The sequence below is a fragment of the Flavobacterium frigidum genome (assembly GCF_048286735.1).
GTDB lineage: Bacteria > Bacteroidota > Bacteroidia > Flavobacteriales > Flavobacteriaceae > Flavobacterium.
Genome location: NZ_JBLVPU010000013.1, coordinates 46,949 through 68,566, shown reverse-complemented (window position 1 = coordinate 68,566; position 21,618 = coordinate 46,949). Strand labels below are relative to the sequence as shown.

Genomic DNA, 21,618 nt, shown 5'->3' with positions numbered 1-21,618 from the left:
TTCACAGCTTAATTTTAATTCCTCCGTTTAATATAAATCCATCTGTTGGTGTGTAAACTTCTCTAAATTTTGGATTTTGATTTGTTCCCGAATACATATTGTCCCATTTCGATTGTCGGCTGTCCAAAAAGTTTTCAAGATTCAAAAATATGCTGAAATACTTAAATTTGTATTCCCCTGACACTCCCATAACCCAATAATCCCTTACTTTTTCGTTGTTTGTCAAATATTGATTTCCAACATAAAAAACCTCGTAAGCAATACGCAATTTTTCTTCCCATTCATACATTAAGTTTGCATTTATTCTGTGTTTCGCCGTTAATGGATTTACTATTGAATTATTATCAAAATTTCTTTGTGCATCAATGTAAGTGTAACCAATGTAACAAGAAATATCCTCAAAACGAAGTTTTACGTTTGTTTCAAAACCTTTGGTTTCTATATTTCCGTTGGCATTTTCAAAGGCATAATTAACCGTCGAAGGAACTGGATTAAGAACTAACGGGTTTTTGATAATGGTGTAAAAAAACATTTGATTAATGGCAAAACTTACTTCGTCAAAAATGGTAGTTTTGTAATTGACATCAGCATTTAATCCATACGATTTTTCAGGATTGATTTTTGAAAAGTCAAGTGAATTTATATTTTGAAATGCTTTTTCTTCGGTTTCTTCCGAGAAAATGGTTGGTGATTTGTAACCTAAACCACCGCCAAATCGTGAAGATAATTTTTCGTTGATCTTATACAATAATGACAAACGAGGCAAAACAAAAACATTGCTTCTGTTTGAAATGTCTAAACGTAAACCGCTTTCCAAAATAAATTTTTCGGTTATGTTCAAATTATTTTGAGCAAAAATACCAAATGTAGCATTGTAATAATCTAATTTGTCAGCGACTAAATTAATTTGTTTGAAATTATCCGAAACTAAATTGGCTCCCAAATTCCATTCTGATTTTTCGTTTGGAATCAGATAATTGGCTTCTGTAAAAGTGGCTACTTGTTGCCCTTCAAAATTATAAGTTTGTTTTTCTATTTTTCGGTTAAAATATCCAACACTATTTTTAATTGTCAATATATTTTTATTGTCAAATGTTTTTTCAAATTTTGCCTGTGTCGAATATCGATTACTGTTATTTCGCTCAAAGAACGTATGCGTAGCATCTGATTTGTTGTCTATTACTTGCATATCTCCACCAATTCGTTTTTCAAATCCTGCGTTAACACCTAAGCTAAATGTTATTTTTTCATTTGGATAATAGAAAAATTTTGGACTTATGGTATATCTGTCGAATTTTGGAATATCCGAAAACCCATCGTTATTCACATCGTATGCTTTTTGGGAATTACTTGAAGCATAAATTGTAAGCCCGGATTTCTTGTATTTTTCGGCATAAAAACCGCTTAAATCCAATGCCTGTGTTTGATTTATATTTGCCAAAAATGAAATTTCTCTTGTGTCGGTTGGTTCTTTTGTAATCAAGTTTATCAATCCCGCAATGGATCCGCCGCCATAAAGTGTTGAAGTGGAGCCTTTGATTACTTCTACGCGTTTTAAATTCAAAGGTGGAATTTGTAAAATGCTCAAACCACTTGCGAAACCCGAATATAAAGGAAATCCGTCTTGTAAAAGTTGTGTATACTTCCCATCTAATCCTTGAATTCTAATGCTTGCACTTCCCGAAACTTGGGAGGTTTGTTGCGTTTGAATTCCGGTACTTTCGGTAAGTAACATTTTGATATTCCCTGGTTGCATTGAGGATTTTTCGTCTAATTCGCCCGCTGCAATCGTTTCGATCCGTGTAGGGATATTTTTGATTGTTCGGCTGCTTCTTGTTGTAGAAGTAACTTTAACTTCTTCCAATTCTTCCGCTGTTGGTTCTAAGAATATCTCTATGGCATCATTTAGAGGAAATAGTAAAGTTTTTTCTTTTTTTCGATATCCGATAGCATCAAAAATAATAGTCTGCTTTCCATCAGGTATATTTTCTATTATTACTAATCCATTTTCGTCTGGGACAGAAGCGTTTTTATTTCCTTCTAAAAATGCGGAAACATTCGTAATTGTTTCTTTTGTTTTTTCATTTTTGATGATTGCCTTTAAGGTGTTCTGTGCAAAAATTAAATTTAGATTTAAAAGAAAGAATATTATAAATAGAATTTTATGTTTATTACTTGTTGCGTTTTTCATTTGTATGTTTATTTTAAATTTACTATTAGCCCTAATCCGATTTCTTTACCATTATAAAAAGGGGCTATCATTGACACTGTTTTTTTCTCTCCAGGCGATTTGAATATTTTTCTTTTAATGTACGGATTTAGCCAATAAGCAATTTTAGTACTTAGTATTCCTATGCCTGCACCTGCGGCAACATCTGTAAGCCAATGTTTATTATTAGTTATTCTAAAAAGACCAGTTGCAGTTGCGACAGCATAACCTGAAATTCCGTACCAGATAGATTTGTCTTTGTACTCTTGCCAAAGAAACTCGGCACCAACAAAAGCGGTCGCAGTATGTCCTGATGGAAAAGAATATGAAGAACCATCCGGACGTTCAATGTTTGTAATTCGTTTTAATGCTGTTACGGAAGTAAAAACTAATAAAAAAGATGTAGCTAAAATAACACTTCTGTCTTTTAAGTTATTCTTTCCTTGTATTCCTTAGTTATTTAATGCGTAAACTGTTAAAGCAGGAGCATATTGTGAGAAATCATCAAAAGTGGTTTTTCTGTCAATATCGTTTATAACTTCTTCCCTAATTTCAAAATTTAATTCTTTTAGGTAGTCGATTTTTTCAATTCCTATAGCTCCATAACTAATTAAAAAAGTTGGAATAATAAGTTGCTTGTAATTGAACTTTAAATTTTGTTTGATACTATCCTTTTTAACTACTTCTTGAGCGGTTAAAGAAATTGTAGTTAAAAGTATAATAAGTAAAATTATGTTTTGTTTCAATGTTTTCATTTTTTTTAGTTTAATTAGAATGCTATGTTTACACTCTATTGGTTCTAAAATATTTCAATGTTATCATTTTGAGGGAATGTAATAGTTTTCTCTTTTTTACTATAACCAATAGGATTAAAACAATGGTTTGCTTTCCGTTGGGAATATTTTCGATTGTTACAAATCCTTTTTCATCGGAGATAGAACCTTTTTGAGTTCCCTCTAAAAATACAGAAACATTCGTAATTGCCTCTTTTGTTTTTTTATTTTGATGATTGCTTTAAAAGTATTTTGGGCTGTTGCTAAAAAGGAAATAGCAAAAGAATGAATATTTTTTTTCTTGGATTTAAATAGAATTGTTTGAAATAGTAAAACAGACAACTGCGTAGCAATTGCCTAAAAAAGTCAAATCAGAAATTCATCAAATCAAGTAAGAAGAATACAGAATAAAAAGCTTATTCCGCTTTGGAAAGAAAGAACTTTTGTAGAATGAATTGCATTTAGATGCAGGTGTAATTGCACTTAAATGGAATAGTATTGGGGTGTTAAAATTAATGTCGCAATGCGGAATACTTTGTGTTATACTATTTGAAAATGACTCATTATCAAATTTTTGGATATAAGTATGGCTTTCATTTTCAAAATTAGCCTTCTCCTCGGTATCCGAAAATTCAAATACCGTGTTGACATAGCAACAAGATATCAAAAGTAGAAGTAATATTTTAATGTATCCTTTCATCGTTGCAAATGTACAAACAATAATATTATTTTGTTGGCAAATTGACTGTAATTCATAAATGAAGGATTAGGTTAAACGTCCACATTTTTGGGTTAGGTCCATCTCAGTATCTTTTACTTCTTATCCCTACTCTTCCAGCTGTCGTTTTAGTGACTATTTCTCCTAGACTTATAAATTTTACCTCTCAGATAAAGACATAAAAACAAAACCCCAATAAATTTTATAATTTCATAACATTCCATTCCTCAAATGTAGAACGTATAAAGAGCTACTTTTTTAGCATCAAATCAATTCCACCGTTTTTGGCAAGTTTTAATTCCTAATTGACAAGTATTCCGTATCGCTAAAAACGGGAAAAGATGCTTACGCATCTTTTTTTGTGTTTGTTTTCAAAACAAAATCATCATTAGTCTTAGAACCAGATTGTTCTTCAATTAATTTAAAAAACTCAGAAAGCTTGATATTTCTTGATTCGCAAATTTTTTTAAGAGTATTTACAGGAATATTATAATTTGAACCTTCGATATTAAGCGAAGTGTTTTTAATTTTTCTAACTATGCTTTCTTCAATATTATGATCCAATGCAAAAGACCTCTGAGATTTATAAGATTTAATCCAGTTATTGAAAATATAGTTACAAATAATGTTGCTAGTCTCTGTCATTTTTAGCAAAGAAAAGTCAATGATCAAAAAATAGCGCGTACTTTAGTGCGCGTTTAAAAGTATTTTGTTATATTTGTTATATTAATACAAATATGTAATGTATTTTTGCGATTCTTCATATAAAATATTTGAAGCATTCGCTTTGAATCTCGCATCGTAAAACTGGTAATTTTAGCAACGAGATGATAAGTAAGATGCTCACGTCCCATGGCGTGGGCTCACTTATTGTTGCAAGGTATACCAGTACCCACGGTGCAATAAGCTGAGTTCCATGCCATTTTTATGCGCAAAAGTTACTCGCTTTTATTCTAAGCAAATCTTCTTTTTTACAGTATCGTAAATCAATCAATTAATTGAATTAGTTTGTTTGGAAACGCACTGCCTGAGTTGGGCTGCAACTGGCAACGGCAGTGTACTTTCCTGAAAAAAACAACATAAATTCAAAATCCTTTGCACCCAAAAAAGAGTGCTCTCAAGATCTGTGGTAACAGCAGTAGCACAAATCGAAATAATAAATTGAAAAACAGGAAACAAACAACGAATAGATGAAATACTATAAAACTATAAAAGTTACTTTAATTCTAGCTTTCATTACACTGATAATTTGTTGGCTTTATGGTTGCAACGCTTTTATATAAACAGCAATAACTAAGAAAAATAACTAAGAAAAATAACTATTTATTTTCACATCACACAGCTTGCTTAGATATGACAAAACCTACAAAATACAGATAACGCCTATGACTTAAAAAAATAAAAATCTATGCCTTAGTACTTTCGTGGCTAATCACAAAAAAAAAGGTCCTCTAACTCTTCTTGCCGGACGAATAGAGGACCAAAGCAAACTAAACCGAAGTCTAACTAAACCAATTCAAAAGTATGAAAAAAAAATCATTTTTGAAGTTTTGGACAACAACACAACTGTCCAAACTGTACTGCATCCTTTTCCTGTGCTTCATAACAGGATTAAATGCTCAAACACGATCTATCAAAGGTAAGATTACCGATGATACCGGCACAGTTCCCGGCGTAACCATCAAGGTTAACGACAAGCCAACAACAACATTTTCTGATGAAAATGGAAATTACACCATACTAGCAGCGGAGAATGATGTTTTGGTTTTTTCCTATCTAGGCTATAAAACGATGCAAATAGTAGTTGCAAATCAAGCAACTATCAATGTAAAATTGACTGAAGATGCAACGACTTTAAAAGAAATCATAATAAATGCCGGATATTATTCTATTAAAGAAAAAGAGCAAACGGGTAGCATTGCAAGAATGACTGCAAAAGATATCGACAAGCAACCTGTCACAAACGTACTAGCTGCAATGCAAGGAAGAATGGTAGGTGTCAATATCATTCAAGATGGGGGAACTCCTGGCGGTGGTTTCCAAATTAAAATTAGAGGCCGCAACAGCATTCGTCTTGATGGAAATGAACCATTATACATTATTGATGGAGTTCCCTATTCTAACGAGTCCATAGGAAGTGCGAACACTTCAACAGCATTACCAAGCCAAGCCAGCCCGCTGAACAGTATTAACCCCAATGATATAGAAAGTATCGAAGTATTAAAAGATGCCGATGCGACGGCAATTTACGGGTCAAGAGGTGCAAACGGTGTGGTCTTAATTACTCGAAAAAAAGGAAAGTCAGGTAAAACTAACATTTCAGTAACTGCCTCAACAGCCGTTGGTACAGCGACTAAATTTGTAGATCTGATGAATACGCAGCAGTATCTGTCGATGCGTAAACAAGCATTTATCAATGATGGAATTCCAATATCAGATACTGATTATGATGTAAATGGGACTTGGGATCAAACTCGATATACCAATTGGCAAAAGGAATTATTAGGCGGTTCAGCAACAATCAATGACTTTAGAACCAGTATCTCTGGTGGTAGTGAAACAACACAATTCTTGATTAGTGGGAATTACAGAACCGAGGGAACAGTCCTTCTGGGAGATTTCAGGTACATAAAAGGAGGTTTTCTTAGCTCAATAAACCACACTTCTGTAGATAAGAAATTCAAAATCTCTTTTTCGGGAAATTACACTGCACAAGATAATCTACAAGCAGCGACAGATTTGACGTTAACAGCGCGTTATTTGGCACCAAACGCTCCCGCACTCTACGATTCAAATGGTAATATAAACTGGGAAAATGATACCTTCGAAAATCCTTTAGCACCTCTAAAAAGCACCTACCGTGCGAACACCAATGACTTGGTTGCCAATAGCGTGTTGTCTTATGAACTAATTCCAGGTTTAGAAATTAAATCAAATTTTGGTTTTACCGATTTAAAAACCAAAGAACTCCGAACGATACCATCCACCATTTACAATCCCGTTTACGAAGTTGGGAGTGACAATTCCTTACTGTACTTAAACCTTACCAGCAGACAATCATGGATTATAGAGCCACAACTAAGAAGTTTCAAAAATTTTGAAAACCACAAATTTGATATACTAGTGGGGATGACAAGCCAGCAACAACGTACAGAACGCCTATTTCAATCGGGTATTGGTTTTGCAAACAACAATCTGATTAACAACTTAGCTTCTGCAATTACAAAAAACACAACCAATAGCGATACCTTTTTATACCGTTATCAAGCTTTTTTTGGTCGCATCAATTACAGTTACGACGAAAAATACTTTTTAAACTTTACAGGTCGTCGGGATGGCTCCAGCCGATTTGGACCAGGCAAACAATATGCGGATTTTGGTGCTATTGGTGCTGCATGGATTTTTAGCAAAGAAAAATTCAATCCAGAAAATAGTAAAATGAGTTTTGGAAAACTCCGTTTTAGTTATGGAACTACGGGCAATGATCAAATTGGAGATTATCAGTTTTATGATACCTACGGTACAACTGGTGCTAATTATCAGGGCATAATTGGGTTACAACCTACACGACTTTACAATGCCAACTTTGGATGGGAAACCAATCGTAAACTAGAATTAGCTTTAGAAACTGGTTTTTTTAAAGACAGAATTTTTAGTACGCTAGCGTTGTATAGGAATCGTTCGTCAGATCAATTGGTGGGTATTCCTATGCCAGCTACAACAGGTTTCTTGTCATTAAATGCGAATCTTGATGCTACCGTTGAAAATTCAGGTTTTGAATTTTCCGTTAGAACCCTAAATATTGATTCAAACTCTTTTAAATGGTCAACGAACTTCAATGTGGCCGTGGCAAAAAATAAACTACTTTCTTTTCCGAATCTTTCAGGTTCCACTTTTGCAAATCGGTATGTGATCGGACAATCAATTGATATAGTAAAATTATACCAAAGCAAAGGTGTTAATCCACAAACAGGATTATACGATTTTGAAGATTTAAATGGGGATGGAAGCATAACAGCAGGCGACAAGCAAATTAGCAAAGACTTATCTCCTAAATATTTTGGAGGCATCCAAAACCAATTGGACTATAAAAATTGGCAATTGGATTTTCTATTGCAATTCGTAAAAAGAGACAATTACGATTACATTTCAAATGTTCCGGGAGGAGGTCAAGTAAACCAAAGCAACAGTAGTGGTGATGCTTGGCAGCAAATTGGGGATCAAAGCAGTTCGCAACTGCACACTACGGGACTAAATGGTGCAGCGGTAAGCACGTATTATAGGTACATAGAAAGTGATGCTGTAATTACAGACGGCTCTTTTATCAGACTAAAGAATATTTCACTTTCCTATGATATTCCGTTACAAACGACCACTAATGTAAAATGCAAACTTTTTATTCAAGGTCAAAACCTACTGACATTTACACCCTACAAAGCAGGTGATCCCGAGTTTAAGTTCTCAGGATTCCTCCCTCCGCTAAAAGTGATCAGTGGCGGAATGACATTAAACTTTTAATCCTCAAAAAAATAGTAATATGAAAAATTTACAATTTATAATGGTACTAATAAAGCCATTTCAGGTGTATCGCATTCTTTTTGTTTTGGCACTGATGCTGTCTTCAAGTTCCTGTAGTCATTTTGTAGAGGTTCCATTACCTAATTCTCAGCTTACAGGAACTACAGTTTTTGAAAGTGAATTGACAGCAAATGCAGCAATGGCACAAATCTATGCACAACTTCGTGACGGCGGCATCCTATCTGGATTACCTACTGGTGCATCTGTTAGAATGGGATTGTACGCTGATGAATTACAAGATTATACCAACTCTACAATTTCCCTACCTATTTACAACAATGCGCTTACGGCTGATAATGCTACTGTGACGTCACTTTGGACTTCAAGCTATAGTCAAATATATAACGCAAATTCGGTTATTCAAGGTATTAAAAATTCGACCGGGTTACCTATTGCGATTAAAAACAGAGTGTCGGGTGAAGCACTATTCGTTCGTGCTCTAGTGCATTTTTATCTGTTGCAAATTTATGGTAGCATCCCCTATATTACAGGAACCAATTATGAAATTAATAGAAAAGTTAGGCGTAGTTCTGCTGATGAAGTATATGCAGCAATCGCGAAGGATTTAGAAAGTGCCAGTACTAGATTGCCTGAAAATTATAGTTCTTCGGATCGTGCCAAACCCAATAAAATGGTGGCCAAAGCCATGTTGGCGAGAGTATATTTATACATGAATAAAAATACAGAAGCAGCAAATGAAGCAACTACTGTTATCAATAGTGCGCTTTATGCTTGGGAAACGGATTTAAATAAGATTTTTTTAAGAAATAGTAAAACTACTATTTGGCAATTAGCATCAGCAACAGCGGTGCGAAATAGCAATGAAGGTACAACTTTTATTTTCGTATCAGGACCGCCACCAGTTTGTGCGCTTCGTACCGATTTTATGAACGCATTTGAAACAGGCGACCAACGCAAAGTGAATTGGACAAAGTCAGTTACCACCGGACTAAATACTTGGTATCATCCCAATAAATACAAACTACGCACCGCAACAACAAGTTCACAGGAATATTCTATTGTGTTGCGCTTAGCAGAACAATATTTGATCAGAGCAGAGGCAAGAGCAAAACAAGGCAATATAGCGGGAGCAAAAGAAGATTTAAATAAAATAAGAGTGACCGCTGGCTTACCAATAACTACATCATCTATCGCCACTGAAATTTTGTCTGAAATTCAAAAACAACGAAGATTTGAGTTTTTTACTGAACACGGCCATCGCTTTTTTGATTTAAAGCGCAGTGGAGCAGTCGATGGAATACTATCTGTTTCAAAACCAGGCTGGAACAGTTCAGATATTTTGTGGCCTATTCCAGAGCTAGAATTGAACGCAAATCCAAATTTACAACCGCAAAACACAGGATATTAAAGTTATGAAGCTATTAAAAAACCATAGTAATCACACTTTAGGTTATTCTTGTAAAAAAACAATTTTGACATTTTGGATAGTATTATCCTGCTCTATTTACGGGCAGGATAATTCCAAAAAGAATATTGCTGATGCAGAGTATGAAAGATGGGGCAAATTAGAAAATAGAGCTATTTCCCAGAAAGGAAACTGGATATCATTTGATATGCAGTACAGCAATGGTTTAGATACATTATTTGTAAAACATACGCAGAAAAATATTGGATTTAGTTTTCCACTAGGAACACAGGGCAAATTTGGCGGTGAAATTGCATTTGGTGCTTTTCAAGGAGATAAAGTAATAGTAACCAACTTAGAAAGTAGTGAAAACATTATTATATCTAATAGTGCTGCTTTTGAATTTGCAAATAGTGGGAAAATTATTGTGAGCTATTCCAGTGATGGGGAATTAATGGTAAGGACCATAAAAAATAAAGAAATCATCCAACTTCCAAATGTAACGGAATACCAATTGGATCAGCCTAACGATATCCTGTTTTATCTCACTAGCCATGAAGGGAAAAGTAGTTTCGGAACAATAGAGCTTCGGACAAACCAAAAAACAGAATATAACACAACGCAAAACAAATTATCTGGTCTGACATTAGCAGAATATGGAAAAGGTGCTTTTTGGCGCGAAGAGGGCATCAACGAGCAAAGCACAAAACTGAACTTCTACAGAACCCAAGACAATAGTATTCAGGCATTTGAACCGAGATCATTCTCAAATTTTCCAGAAAAGCATGAAATTGTTACCACAAAATCTTTCAAAATTTCAAGTGACGGCAAAAGGGTATTTTTTGGAATCGCAAAACTTAAAGATGGTGCAACACCAAAAAAAGATGATGTCGAGGTTTGGGATACAGAAGATTTATGGATTTATCCAAAAGCAAGTAGGGAAAATCTTGAGGGGTATTCAACTTTGTCTGTCTGGTTTATCGAAGAAAATCGGTGGACAACAATTACAAGTAAAGAACTTCCTTTTGTACAGCTTAGCGGCAGTAAATCAGTTGCATTACTTTACAATCCAACTGCATATGCACCTCATTTTAAGCGCTATGGTGAGGTTGACTATTTCTTGTACAACCTGGCTGATGGCACCAAAAAGTTGTTTTTAGAAAAGCAACCTGGCGAAAATTACCTATTGTCTTTTTCCCCAAATGGAGCGTACATCTGCTATTTTAAAGATAAAAATTGGTGGCTGTACAATATAAAAACACAATCTACGGTGTCAATTGTTCCACCTGCAGGTTCCGAATGGGTTTCAAATGATTTAAAGTACATAACAAGACCACATGTTTTTGGAATGAAAGGATGGAGTGATAATGGAGAATATCTTTTGGTACAAGATGAGTTTGATATTTTTAAATTTGATATAAAAACAAGTAAACTAAAACGGATTACAAGCGGACAAGAAAGCGGAACGTACTTCACTGTAGATGGTTCGAACATCAAGCAAATAGGAAATGATAATTACAACGGTTGGGCTCTTACTGAAATTAATGCGACTAATGATTTAATCGTCTCTTCAAGAAATGCGACTACTAAAGCACAACAATTCAAATTAATTTCTACATCCAACACTTTAATTCCAGTAGCAAACAATGATACAAAATCAGATGAATTGCGTAGAGCCAATAATGAAGTCTATGTCTATCGAGAACAATCACACAATCAGTCTCCAAGAATTGTATCATTAAAAAACGGTGTAAATAAGGTTTTATTTAAAAGCAATACCCATGATAAAAATTTTAATCAAGGAAAGGTAGAACTAATTTCATTTTCGAATTCAAAAGGAGACAAACTGCAAGGATTACTATATTATCCGGTAAATTATGAAGTAGGCAAAAAATATCCGATGATAATCAATGTGTACTCGCAAATCACTAACTCATTGTATGATTATTGCATTCCGACTTTATACAACGATACCGGTTTTAATGTGAAACATTTTGTGCAACGGAATTATTTTGTATTGATGCCTGATGTGAAATATTATGGAGGAGAAACTGGAAATAGCGCACTGGATTGTGTTGTTGCTGCAAATAATGCAGTTGTAAAAACAGGAATGATTGACACCAAGGGAATTGGTTTGATAGGGCATTCTTTCGGAGGTTATGAAACAAATTACATCATTACAAAATCGAAAATTTTTGCAGCGGCAGTATCGGGTGCAGCAATTTCAGACATGGTAAGTTGGTATTTTAGTAACTCAAAAAGTCTCAATATCCCGGAATTATGGCGAAGTGAATCGCAACAATGGAGAATAGGAAAATCTATTTTTGAAGACAAAGAGTTATACCTGAAAAATTCACCAATACTTTATGCAGATAATGTTACTACACCATTACTGTCTTGGGTTGGTAAAATGGAGACTAATTTACCCTACGAACAAAGTTTACTTTTTTATAATGCATTGAGGAGAGCAAAGAAAAAGAATGTTTTATTGGTATATCCAAAAGACCAGCATGTAATTGTAATCAAGGAGAATAAAATGGACCTTACAAAACGAATTATCGATTGGTTTGACCGATATTTAAAGGAATAAAAATAAATAAGTGCAGTTTTTTAAAACTGCACTTATTCGTTAATCTACGGATTAACAGTTCTAAAAAGCGGCGTAGAACAGGTCGTTTCACTATCTTTATCGAATACTTGTGAAGAACCACTCATACAAAAAGCATTTCCAGTAACATCGCAATCTACGTTTACCAGTTTACAACTGGAAGGGAGTGGTGAATGGATATAACCATTAATAATTGCAGTAGCCGTTTGGCTTTCTTTTGCCGTGCTAGTGGTTACAGCAGCAGCACTAGCCAATGAGAATGCTACCATTGGAAGCACCATCAATTTTAAAAAATCTGTTTTCATAATAAAAAAATTAATAATTATTATTTCGATCTACTCTTTTCTTCAGGTTTTCGATCTTACCCCTGATACTGGCCAGTATATCTTTAATTTTATTTTTTTAGTTGCGTTAAAATTGTGGCTCCAAAAGTATATTTTACAATTTGATGTCCTACTATTGCATACAAGGCCTTTTCAGTTATCAATAAATCACTCATTTTCATTTTGTTTTCGTGGTAGATGTAGAAACTGAATAAATAGATTTTATTCGTAATATCATAAACATCAATTATAGAAGCATAGTTCCAATTTTTTTTACTTTCATAACTGCCACGAAGCCCAGATTGATTGAACAAAAGTTGATTAAAGGCAGCACTTCGTAAATTAACAGTATAAGGCGGAGCTGCAAGTTTACTATCCCCTGATTTTTTGACTCTGACTACTTTTAGTTTAGCTTCGGTAGTGGTGTCAATAGTCGTAACGCGATGGACAAGTTGCAAAGCTGTATCGGCTACAATAAATTGATTTCGATAGAAATAAGTGTAAACGATTTTCTTTAAACCTTCACTATAAGTCAGGGTTCCGTCCGTGTCAAAAATACCGTCTATTTGTTTTTGTAATAAGTGCTTTTGCTTTCTAATTTTTAAAGAGTCATTTAAAGCTATTGTACCCAATATATTTTCGTAAGTACCTAATTGTTGTCCTCTAAATATACAAAGAGCAGAATCAATTGGTTGTAATGTAGTAAAATAAGGTTTTTTGGTAACCCAAATGGTAGCTTTCCAATCAGAAACTAAACCCCGATAAATGATAGGAATAGAACCATCATAAAGAAAAAAATGAGCAGCCACAATTTTTGTTTTAACGGCTCTAAAAGGTAAAGTATCCGGAATAAGTTGAATAGAATATTGTTTTTTATGTTGCAATGTGCTGTCAAACTCAATGATAGTTAAAGGAGAAATAGTATTTCCTAAATAGATCTTTCCTTTAGAGTGGCCGGCAAAGTAAAATCCATAATTATTTAAGTTTTTTATTAAAGTCCTTGATGCAATGTTGGGAGTAAATCGACGAATAAATGGATTTTGCTTCTGCATAGTATCCTCTGATGATAGTAATAAAAAAATAACGAAAAGCACACTTGATACTACAATTAATAACAGTGAGATAATCCCTTTTTTATCATATTGATGAAGCAACAGACTACAACTACCTATGAAAATGAAAAAAAGGTTGAAAATCAAGTGTTCAGTCCATCCTAACTTTTCTAAAATTCCACCACAAGAGCATGGAATAAACGAACTAAAATTCAAAATCAAAATAATATATGTAGTAAAAACAGTCATTAAGCCCACTGATAAATAAAGGGCCTTTATTCGACTTACTCGCAGAGATAAAGCAAGTACTAGTCCCAATTCCGCAAAAATTACAAGAAACGAGATAGAAGCAGCATAAGCACTTAAAAGTGGCGACTGGCCTAATTGTGTTTGAAAGTTTTCAAAATCAATTAGTTTACTGATTGCAGCATACGTAAACAAAATGATATACAGGAAGCAGACCATCTCTAAAAATACATTTTGTAATTTAATATTCAGTTTCATAGTACTTTTTATTTAAAGCAAAATTCTGAATTATAAAATGACTACAGTTGTCTTTTTGGGAGTAAGAGATGACTAAAACGGATAACTTTAATCCTCATCTGACGAAATAAAACCAACTTCATTTCGCTTTAATTCGTTGGGAGAAAAACCAAATTGTTTTTTAAAAGATTTTGAGAAATTTGGATAATTATTAAAACCATTCATGACAGAAATATTTTTTAACGGTATTCCAGTATGTTCAATCATAAAGAAAGCTCTTTTGAGTCGCTCTTGATTATAAAACTGATAAATACTAGTCTTAAAAAAATGGCGAAAACCATCTTTTAATTTATGTTCATTTGTTCCGAATTTAGATGAAAGCACTTTTAATGAGGGAAGGGGTTCTTCAAGGTGTGCTAAAATATAATCATAAAGTTTTTGAATCAATAGTGCATCTGCCTTTCGAGTTTTATTATGTTTCTCGTTTTCATTCCCATACAATAAAGGACTATAAGGATCTTGACGTGCAGGAGTAACCAGATTCATTATAATTTCCGAACGATTAACCAACCGTACAATGTTACTTGCGACCGAAATAGGTAAATGTTCTTTAGGTGTAAAATCTAATGTAATTGTTGTAAGCAAAGAACTATTTGTCTCAAGTACTTCTTGAAATTGTTCAAAAGAGGCTTTTGTAATAATATCCGCCAAAGATAAGTTTAGCAACTCCGATTCTGAATAACCCAAAAAAAGAATAACTTCAGGTGTAAAACTATTAATAAGAAAAGATGAATCTAAAACTATTGTGCTTAAAGCTGTAAATTGATTTGTCCTATGTGTATTCACGTACCCAATTTGAAAAATGGACTCTTTCATTTCTTCCGCAACCATATTAATTAAAACAACTAGCGTTTCCAATTCTTCATCATTTGAACTTAAAGGAATGCGACTGTTGAAATTGCCACGTGCCATTTCAAATAACATTTGATGAATTGTAACAATACGCTCTTCGTTGTACGTTTTATTCATAAGATTCAACTTTTAATTCTTTTTCTTAAACTAAACGCTAAACAAACCCTTTTAGATAAATTAAAGCGTCATCTTCTTTAGTAAAAATTTGAGTGGGTACAGAAGGCTTACTAATCTCTACATAAAAAGCACTAATAATTAAGGAAACTTTTTCATGTACAATTAGTGCTACTGCTTGCGTCAAAATAGAGCCCGACTGTGCTAAATGATCTCTTCCAGCTTTCTCAGTAGCTACAACACCTCTAATATCACATAAAATAGGATAAGTACATTCGTTTTGAAAATGGATTCTATCGGTTATTACACGCTGGGCTACCCTTAAATCAATAGTTGTATTAGGTTTGTATTCAAAAAAGAGAATGCCACCAGAGATCCAAAATCTGGCGAAATTATTCTCATAAAAATCATGTGCTGCAATCATGTTTTATGGATTTAATTTTTCTAATTTAACAAAAATATAAACATCTATTAATAAGTCACTTGCCAATTTGGGATTATTTGTTGCAATTTGGCTGTTTTAGTTGTCAATTTGGGACTTTGACTTGTTATATTGGGAGTATTGAGGTATAAGATGAAATAACTTTAAATTTTTATGATGAATTTTAGAAATCTAATTTTTAAAACAACCTAAATAATTTAAAGATGGCAAAAATCAAGCACAATAATTTCATTGACACAGTCGATGAGGTTTTATCAGGAGCAAAAAAAGAAGGAGTACTTCATCTATATGCAGAAGACAAAAAATTGACGGGTAGGACAATCCAAATTAAGGGAAAGGAAATGTTTCATTTTGGTACAACCGGTTACTTGGGACTCGAACAAGACATTCGGTTGAAAGAGGCCGCAATAGCAGCCATAAACAATTATGGTACACAATTCCCACTTTCTAAGTCATATATTTCGCATCCGCTTTATAATGAACTAGAACAAAAAATGAAAAAAGAGGCTATTTCACAAGTTGTGCGAAAGCCACTATGCTGTCTGAAATGAAATTATTAAAGCAAACGAACTGACGCTCGGAAAGATATGTTGCGGAATGACATTATGAACAAAACAGTACCGAACTTAAAATTTGGGACCTACATGAATTACTTATTCACTTTAATATTGTCAGTATGATGCAGTCCACTTATAAAGATGCGCTTTACAGTATACTAAAAAAAGAAGAGGAAATAAGTTTGGAATCAGTGCATGTAATAGACGAATCCTATCGTATGACTAAATTCCTTCAGGATTTATTATCAGGTATGAAAAACCATGTTTTAGAGCATCATTTTACAGATGAAAATGAAGAAATTGAATTCTTCAGAATCATAAAACCGCAAATTCTGGGTAAGTTAATCTATTACAACAAGATGTACAGAATAGAAACCTCTTGTCCAGTGAGTACAGGAAAAATGTATTATAAATATTATTCCAGTGAATTACAGCAGCTAAAGCAGGAATATAAGGAACATATTTGCAATTCTGATTTTTACCGATATTACCGTTCTGGAAGAACTGACAGGGACCACGATTTTTTTAAATTGGGGAAGATAAATCTTAATACGGGCCTTAACAGTTTTATCTTTGAAGTTGATACCCAATTTTCTACATATTATGATTACAAAGTTTCCCGTATTATAGCGGATGAACTGCTTTATAATTATTTAATTATCAAAATAAATCCTGTAGACAAGCCGGGTATGGCTTTACAGAATGCCGAATCTACCAAAGATGTTTTCTGGACAGAATCTAAAAATGCACTGATAGAATTAATTTATGCTCTTTACGCATCTGGAGCAATTTCTAATGGTAAGGTCGGAATCCGTAAAATCAGTTTAATTTTCCAGCTATTATTTCGTGTCCAATTGGGAGATATTCACCATGCATTTCATCGCATGAAAGACCGCGCTGGTAATCGCACTTTATTTTTAGACCAACTCAAATCTTCTTTAGAGCAGTATATGGATAGAGATCTATAAATAATTATAATCTTCTATTATTTTAAGGCAGTGTTTTTTAAATATTGCTTTTTTTATAATAGCTACCCATATAGACCCATTGGTAAAGCTCTCTCTACACAAAACTTCTCGTGCAAAATAGTAACTTAATAATCTGAAAAACAATCAACTATATGTTTTTTAGAAATTCAAAAATTTTCTTTTCAATTGGCGAACCTTGGCATAATATAGTACAAATGTTTTCCAACTTTGTATAAATGATTAAAACATATCTATATGAATATTGATAGAATGGAATTTATAAGTTGGATGGAACGTATCATGGACCGATTTGATTTAATGAATGATCAAATTAATGATGTCCAAAAAAGTAGAAACAATATTGATGGAGAAGAATTGCTAGATAATCAAGACGTACTTCAAATGTTAAAAATCAGCAATAGGTCTTTACAACGCTATAGATCCTCAGGTAAACTGGCTTACTATACAATTAGTGGCAAGATCTATTATAAATTATCAGATGTTCATCAATTTATACGGGATAGTTTTAATGCACCTTTTGACAGATGCAAAGACAATCTGAGACATGGTGTTCCAATAAATGCCAAGTCCTAAACCTCTATTTTATATGTAGCTATTTTCGAATGAATTAATTTTTAAACGAAAAAGTAATGAAGAAGGATATACAGGAAGAGATTAAAAGAGAAAGTTCTCTTTCTAAGGAAGCAAAGACTAATAATAGTAAAAATAAATCCCAAGATATAGTAAAAATCGATCCTATGGAATTGCCTACAGCCATAGGAGAAAAAGAGGAAAAAGATTTTCAGCGCGTGGACAAACAAGGTGATTTATTCTCAGACTTTTTTTCTGATTTTAAAAAGTAATACAAACCTCTAAAAGCATTTATGTAGAACAGAAAATAATAAATAAGGTTACTCTTTTTCTGAAAAGAGTAGTTTAAGAAATAGCCTAAATACTAATATCAACTTTTAAAATCTAAATATTATGGAATCAACACAGAGTACAACAGAAACAGGAGAAAACCGTTACAAAGTAGAACAAATCGATTGGAAAGCAATGGCTAATCTGGGATTAACAAAAGAACGACTTGAAAAAATGAATGTCCTTGAACCTTTGCTGAAAGGCTACAAAACGAATGAATTAGTTCCTGTCACTCTTGATTTAGGGACATCAATCACTAGAATGGACGCTAGGCTTTCACTACAAGCAAAAGAAGATGGTCAAGTAGTAATGGCAATTCACGGAATTCGAAAAGAACCCCAATTGTACTTTAAGTTTTTCGGCCATGAATTTACAAAAGAGGACAAAGATAATTTGCTTAAAAATGGAAATATGGGGCGAGTTGTGGACTTGACAAACCCCAAAACAGGGGAAACAATCCCATCAATCATAAGTATTGACAAGTTAACCAATGAACTTATTGCACTTCGAACAACCCTCATTAAAATTCCAGAAGAAATCAAAGGCATTAAGCTTGATGATCAACAAAAAACTACATTGTCAGAAGGAAAACCATTGTATTTAGAAGGTATGATTTCTAAAAATGGAGAACCTTTTAATACCTCAGTACAGTTTAATGCAGATAAGCGATATATTGAGTTTTTGTTCGATAGAGGAAGTGGCAACAAGCAAGCTGAAAAGCAAGATATTGAAGCTCCAAAAACCTTTCGTGGGAAAGAACTAGATACTGCACAATTCGAAAAATTTAAGGACGGGCAAACAGTTTATGTCAGTGGATTGGTTGATAAGAAAGGCAAAGAATACCAAGGATACATCACATTCGATAAGGATACGAGAAAAACATGCTTTTCTTTTGACAATCCCAATAAACCAGGGGAGAAAGCACAACCTAAAGAGGAAAGTAAAACCCAAGTTGCTGTTGATTCTGAGGCTAAAACTAACGAGACGACTAAGCAAATTAAAGAACCTTTGAAAAGCAAGCAGAATAATCCTGATAATACAAAACAGCAAGAACAGCAGGAGAAACCCAAAGTAGCTGCTAAAGCTAAAGGTAGAAAAATGTAATTACCCTAAAGACTTGTTCACATGAAAGTAGTAATTGCAGAAAAACCAAGTGTTGCTCGGGAGATTGCTCTCTTGTTAGGAGCTACAGAAAAGAAAGACGGTTACTTGATGGGAAATGGATATCAGGTAACCTGGGCGTTCGGACATTTAGTGTCTTTAGCCATGCCGGAAGATTATGGAATTAGTGGGTTTAAAAGTGAAGCTTTGCCCATATTGCCTAATCCATTCTTATTGACAGTACGTAAAGTAAAAAAAGACAAGACTTATATTCGTGATCTTGGAGCATTGAAACAACTGAATACTATTGATCAACTATTTAAACAGTGCGAGAGTATCATTGTGGCCACGGATGCTGGGCGAGAGGGAGAACTTATTTTTCGGTACATCTATGAATATTTAAACTGCTCTAAACCTTTCGAACGATTGTGGATTAGTTCATTAACTGAAAAGGCAATTCTTAAAGGATTTGAGAATCTAAAATCAGGAAAAGACTTTGATAGTTTGCATGATGCAGGAGTAGGAAGGAGCCGTGCAGATTGGTTAGTAGGTATTAATGCTTCGCAAGCACTAACTGTTAAGAGCGGTAGTAGTATTTTTTCGCTGGGTCGGGTTCAAACACCAACACTTGCACTAATTTGTAAACGTTTTTTGGAGAACAAGTTGTTTAACATTGAAGAATATTGGCAAATTGAATTGGAACATAATAAAGAGTACGTTGATTTTAAGAGTCTTTCTAATCTTAAATGGGATGAAGGTAAAAAGGCTGATTATGTATTGAAAATAGTGCACAAACATGGAAAGGCTTCAGTAATTACCACAGAAACCAAAACTGTTAATGAGCAGCCTCCATTGTTATTTGATCTTACTGCATTGCAGAAGGAAGCTAACATAAGGTTAAATCTAACGACTGAGGAAACGCTCAATATCGCTCAAAGTCTCTATGAGAAAAAATTCATTAGTTACCCACGTACTGGGAGCAAATATATTCCTGAAGACATGTGGGAAGAAATTCCTAAGATGATAAGGATTACTGAAGAGATTGAGAAATTCAAAGCTATAGCTGCTAAATTGAAATTGAACCGTTTGAATAAACGAATCGTAAACGATTTAAAAGTGACCGATCATCATGGTATATTAATCACGGATAAAATTCCATCGGCTTTATCAGCTAAGGAGAAGGCAATTTATGAAATGATTGCGTATCGATTATTAGAATCAGTTTCTCCTGTTTGTACTAAAGAAATAACGAACATTGTACTACAGGTGGCACACTATGATTTTGGATTAAAAGGAATTAAAATTCTTGATGCAGGTTGGAGAGCTATTAAAGGTGATTTTAGCGATGAAGATAAAGATCCAATTCAAGAATTACCAGCACTAAAAATTGGTGATGAAGTAAAGATTAAGACAGCAAAAGTATTGGTAAAGAAAACCAAACCACCAATTATTCATACGGAAGCAAGCTTGCTTTCTGCAATGGAAAATGCGGGGAATCAGATTGAAAACGAGCAGGAGAGTAAAATAATAAAAGGTGTAGGAATAGGTACCTCAGCTACTAGAGCAGCTATTATTGAAACACTTTTTAAAAGGGAATATGTAAAACGCGATAAGAAATTACTACTGCCTACTGAAAAAGGATTAAAGGTCTATGAGTTGGTAAAAGACAAAAATATTGCCAATGTAGTGTTGACTGCAAACTGGGAACTAGCTCTGAAACAAATAGAAAATAATGAATCTAATTTAGCAACTTTCCAGAGAGAAATAGAAACTTATACAAAGTCTTTAACTCAAGAAATACTTGATTTAGTAATAGAAGTAGAGCCACAACCGGAGCTAATTTGTCCAAAATGTAAGGTCCAAAAATTGATTATTCGGGACAAGTTGGTAAAATGCAGGGACGAAAAATGTAATTGGGTTCAGTTCCGAAATATATGTGGCATACAACTCAGTCATGTGGACCTGGAAGACCTCATAACTAAAGCAAAGACCAATCTCTTAAAAGGGATGATAAGTAAATCAGGTAAGAAATTCGATGCTTTTATAGCTATGGATGAAGGAGGCGATACTTCTTTCATTTTTCCTCAAAAGAAGAAAGGTTAATAAAGTGGTTTACTGATTTCTAGTTACTTTTTAGTAAAATGTAACTATCTGTAAATGCTGCAGTTCTCGAAGAAAGAAATTAAAGGTAATATGTTTGAGTTCCAACTCAAATTATAAAAAGGAAGGCTATGAGTTGGATAGGGCTGGAATGCAGTGGAGCGTGGGCACGGAGCGCAACGCAATGAAGCTTTATCCTGCTTATATAAGCTTGACCGAACGCAAGGAATGAACGTGCGGAGCTGAGAAACGCAACAGCCTAAAAAAAACAGCTGCTTATTTTTAAGCTGCTGTTTTTTTTATGGACTGTGAAGTGCCTGCGAAGGGTAGGTATGTCGAAAAATAGATTTCGTTTACACCTTAAATCATGAAGGCATACCGACTGGAGCAGCC

Annotated in this window: 17 protein-coding genes and 1 pseudogene; 9 read left to right on the top strand and 9 right to left on the bottom strand. The window is 33.9% G+C overall.

Annotated features, from left to right (window positions below):
• Position 1: 1 nt before the first annotated feature.
• The 5 genes and pseudogenes from ACNQGO_RS09355 to ACNQGO_RS09335 form a co-directional block, all read right to left on the bottom strand.
• Positions 2–2,191, bottom strand: a complete 2,190-nt coding sequence (locus ACNQGO_RS09355; protein WP_417947240.1) for a TonB-dependent receptor — start codon at positions 2,189–2,191, stop codon at positions 2–4.
• Positions 2,192–2,199: 8 nt separating this feature from the next.
• Positions 2,200–2,559: a phosphatase PAP2 family protein gene (locus ACNQGO_RS09350; protein ID WP_417947244.1), complete on the bottom strand. Its 360-nt coding sequence runs from the start codon at positions 2,557–2,559 to the stop codon at positions 2,200–2,202.
• Between the two features lie 102 nt (positions 2,560–2,661).
• Positions 2,662–2,964 (bottom strand): hypothetical protein, encoded by a 303-nt coding sequence (locus ACNQGO_RS09345; protein ID WP_417947237.1) that lies wholly within the window; start codon positions 2,962–2,964, stop codon positions 2,662–2,664.
• A gap of 28 nt (positions 2,965–2,992) precedes the next feature.
• Positions 2,993–3,196 (bottom strand): annotated as a pseudogene (locus ACNQGO_RS09340) (peptidase associated/transthyretin-like domain-containing protein); the annotation flags it as partial.
• Between the two features lie 849 nt (positions 3,197–4,045).
• Positions 4,046–4,345, bottom strand: a complete 300-nt coding sequence (locus ACNQGO_RS09335) for a transcriptional regulator (protein WP_417985090.1) — start codon at positions 4,343–4,345, stop codon at positions 4,046–4,048.
• Between the two features lie 879 nt (positions 4,346–5,224).
• Between ACNQGO_RS09335 and ACNQGO_RS09330 the strand changes: the two genes are divergently transcribed.
• The 3 genes from ACNQGO_RS09330 (at position 5,225) to ACNQGO_RS09320 (ending at position 12,234) form a co-directional block, all read left to right on the top strand.
• A complete protein-coding gene (locus tag ACNQGO_RS09330; protein WP_417985089.1) occupies positions 5,225–8,218 on the top strand; it encodes a SusC/RagA family TonB-linked outer membrane protein in 2,994 nt (997 codons plus the stop codon).
• A gap of 19 nt (positions 8,219–8,237) precedes the next feature.
• The gene (locus ACNQGO_RS09325; protein ID WP_417985088.1) at positions 8,238–9,647 is read left to right on the top strand and encodes a RagB/SusD family nutrient uptake outer membrane protein; all 1,410 of its coding nucleotides are present in this window, start codon (positions 8,238–8,240) and stop codon (positions 9,645–9,647) included.
• Positions 9,648–9,711: 64 nt separating this feature from the next.
• Positions 9,712–12,234: a S9 family peptidase gene (locus tag ACNQGO_RS09320; protein WP_417985087.1), complete on the top strand. Its 2,523-nt coding sequence runs from the start codon at positions 9,712–9,714 to the stop codon at positions 12,232–12,234.
• Positions 12,235–12,278: 44 nt separating this feature from the next.
• Here the strand turns inward: ACNQGO_RS09320 and ACNQGO_RS09315 are convergent, their stop codons facing one another.
• The 4 genes from ACNQGO_RS09315 to ACNQGO_RS09300 form a co-directional block, all read right to left on the bottom strand.
• A complete protein-coding gene (locus ACNQGO_RS09315) occupies positions 12,279–12,557 on the bottom strand; it encodes a DUF6520 family protein (RefSeq protein WP_086452579.1) in 279 nt (92 codons plus the stop codon).
• Between the two features lie 89 nt (positions 12,558–12,646).
• A complete protein-coding gene (locus tag ACNQGO_RS09310) occupies positions 12,647–14,131 on the bottom strand; it encodes a MauE/DoxX family redox-associated membrane protein (protein WP_417985086.1) in 1,485 nt (494 codons plus the stop codon).
• A gap of 87 nt (positions 14,132–14,218) precedes the next feature.
• Positions 14,219–15,139, bottom strand: a complete 921-nt coding sequence (locus ACNQGO_RS09305; RefSeq protein WP_417985085.1) for an AraC family transcriptional regulator — start codon at positions 15,137–15,139, stop codon at positions 14,219–14,221.
• 37 nt (positions 15,140–15,176) lie between these two features.
• The gene (locus ACNQGO_RS09300; protein WP_417985084.1) at positions 15,177–15,560 is read right to left on the bottom strand and encodes a DUF7793 family protein; all 384 of its coding nucleotides are present in this window, start codon (positions 15,558–15,560) and stop codon (positions 15,177–15,179) included.
• Between the two features lie 221 nt (positions 15,561–15,781).
• On the opposite strand from ACNQGO_RS09300, the gene ACNQGO_RS09295 reads away from it, so the two are divergent.
• The 6 genes from ACNQGO_RS09295 (at position 15,782) to ACNQGO_RS09270 (ending at position 21,228) form a co-directional block, all read left to right on the top strand.
• Positions 15,782–16,129, top strand: a complete 348-nt coding sequence (locus tag ACNQGO_RS09295) for a hypothetical protein (RefSeq protein ID WP_417985083.1) — start codon at positions 15,782–15,784, stop codon at positions 16,127–16,129.
• Positions 16,130–16,257: 128 nt separating this feature from the next.
• Entirely contained in the window at positions 16,258–17,103 is an 846-nt protein-coding gene (locus ACNQGO_RS09290; RefSeq protein ID WP_470303450.1) for an RteC domain-containing protein, read from the top strand.
• Between the two features lie 255 nt (positions 17,104–17,358).
• Positions 17,359–17,697 carry a helix-turn-helix domain-containing protein gene (locus ACNQGO_RS09285; protein ID WP_417948092.1) on the top strand — a complete coding sequence of 113 codons (339 nt, stop codon included), beginning with the start codon at positions 17,359–17,361 and terminating at the stop codon, positions 17,695–17,697.
• Between the two features lie 56 nt (positions 17,698–17,753).
• Positions 17,754–17,966: a hypothetical protein gene (locus tag ACNQGO_RS09280; RefSeq protein WP_417948093.1), complete on the top strand. Its 213-nt coding sequence runs from the start codon at positions 17,754–17,756 to the stop codon at positions 17,964–17,966.
• A 121-nt stretch (positions 17,967–18,087) separates the two neighbouring features.
• Positions 18,088–19,128 carry a DUF3945 domain-containing protein gene (locus ACNQGO_RS09275; protein WP_417985081.1) on the top strand — a complete coding sequence of 347 codons (1,041 nt, stop codon included), beginning with the start codon at positions 18,088–18,090 and terminating at the stop codon, positions 19,126–19,128.
• A 21-nt stretch (positions 19,129–19,149) separates the two neighbouring features.
• Positions 19,150–21,228 carry a type IA DNA topoisomerase gene (locus tag ACNQGO_RS09270; RefSeq protein WP_417985080.1) on the top strand — a complete coding sequence of 693 codons (2,079 nt, stop codon included), beginning with the start codon at positions 19,150–19,152 and terminating at the stop codon, positions 21,226–21,228.
• The last annotated feature ends 390 nt before the right edge of the window (positions 21,229–21,618 follow it).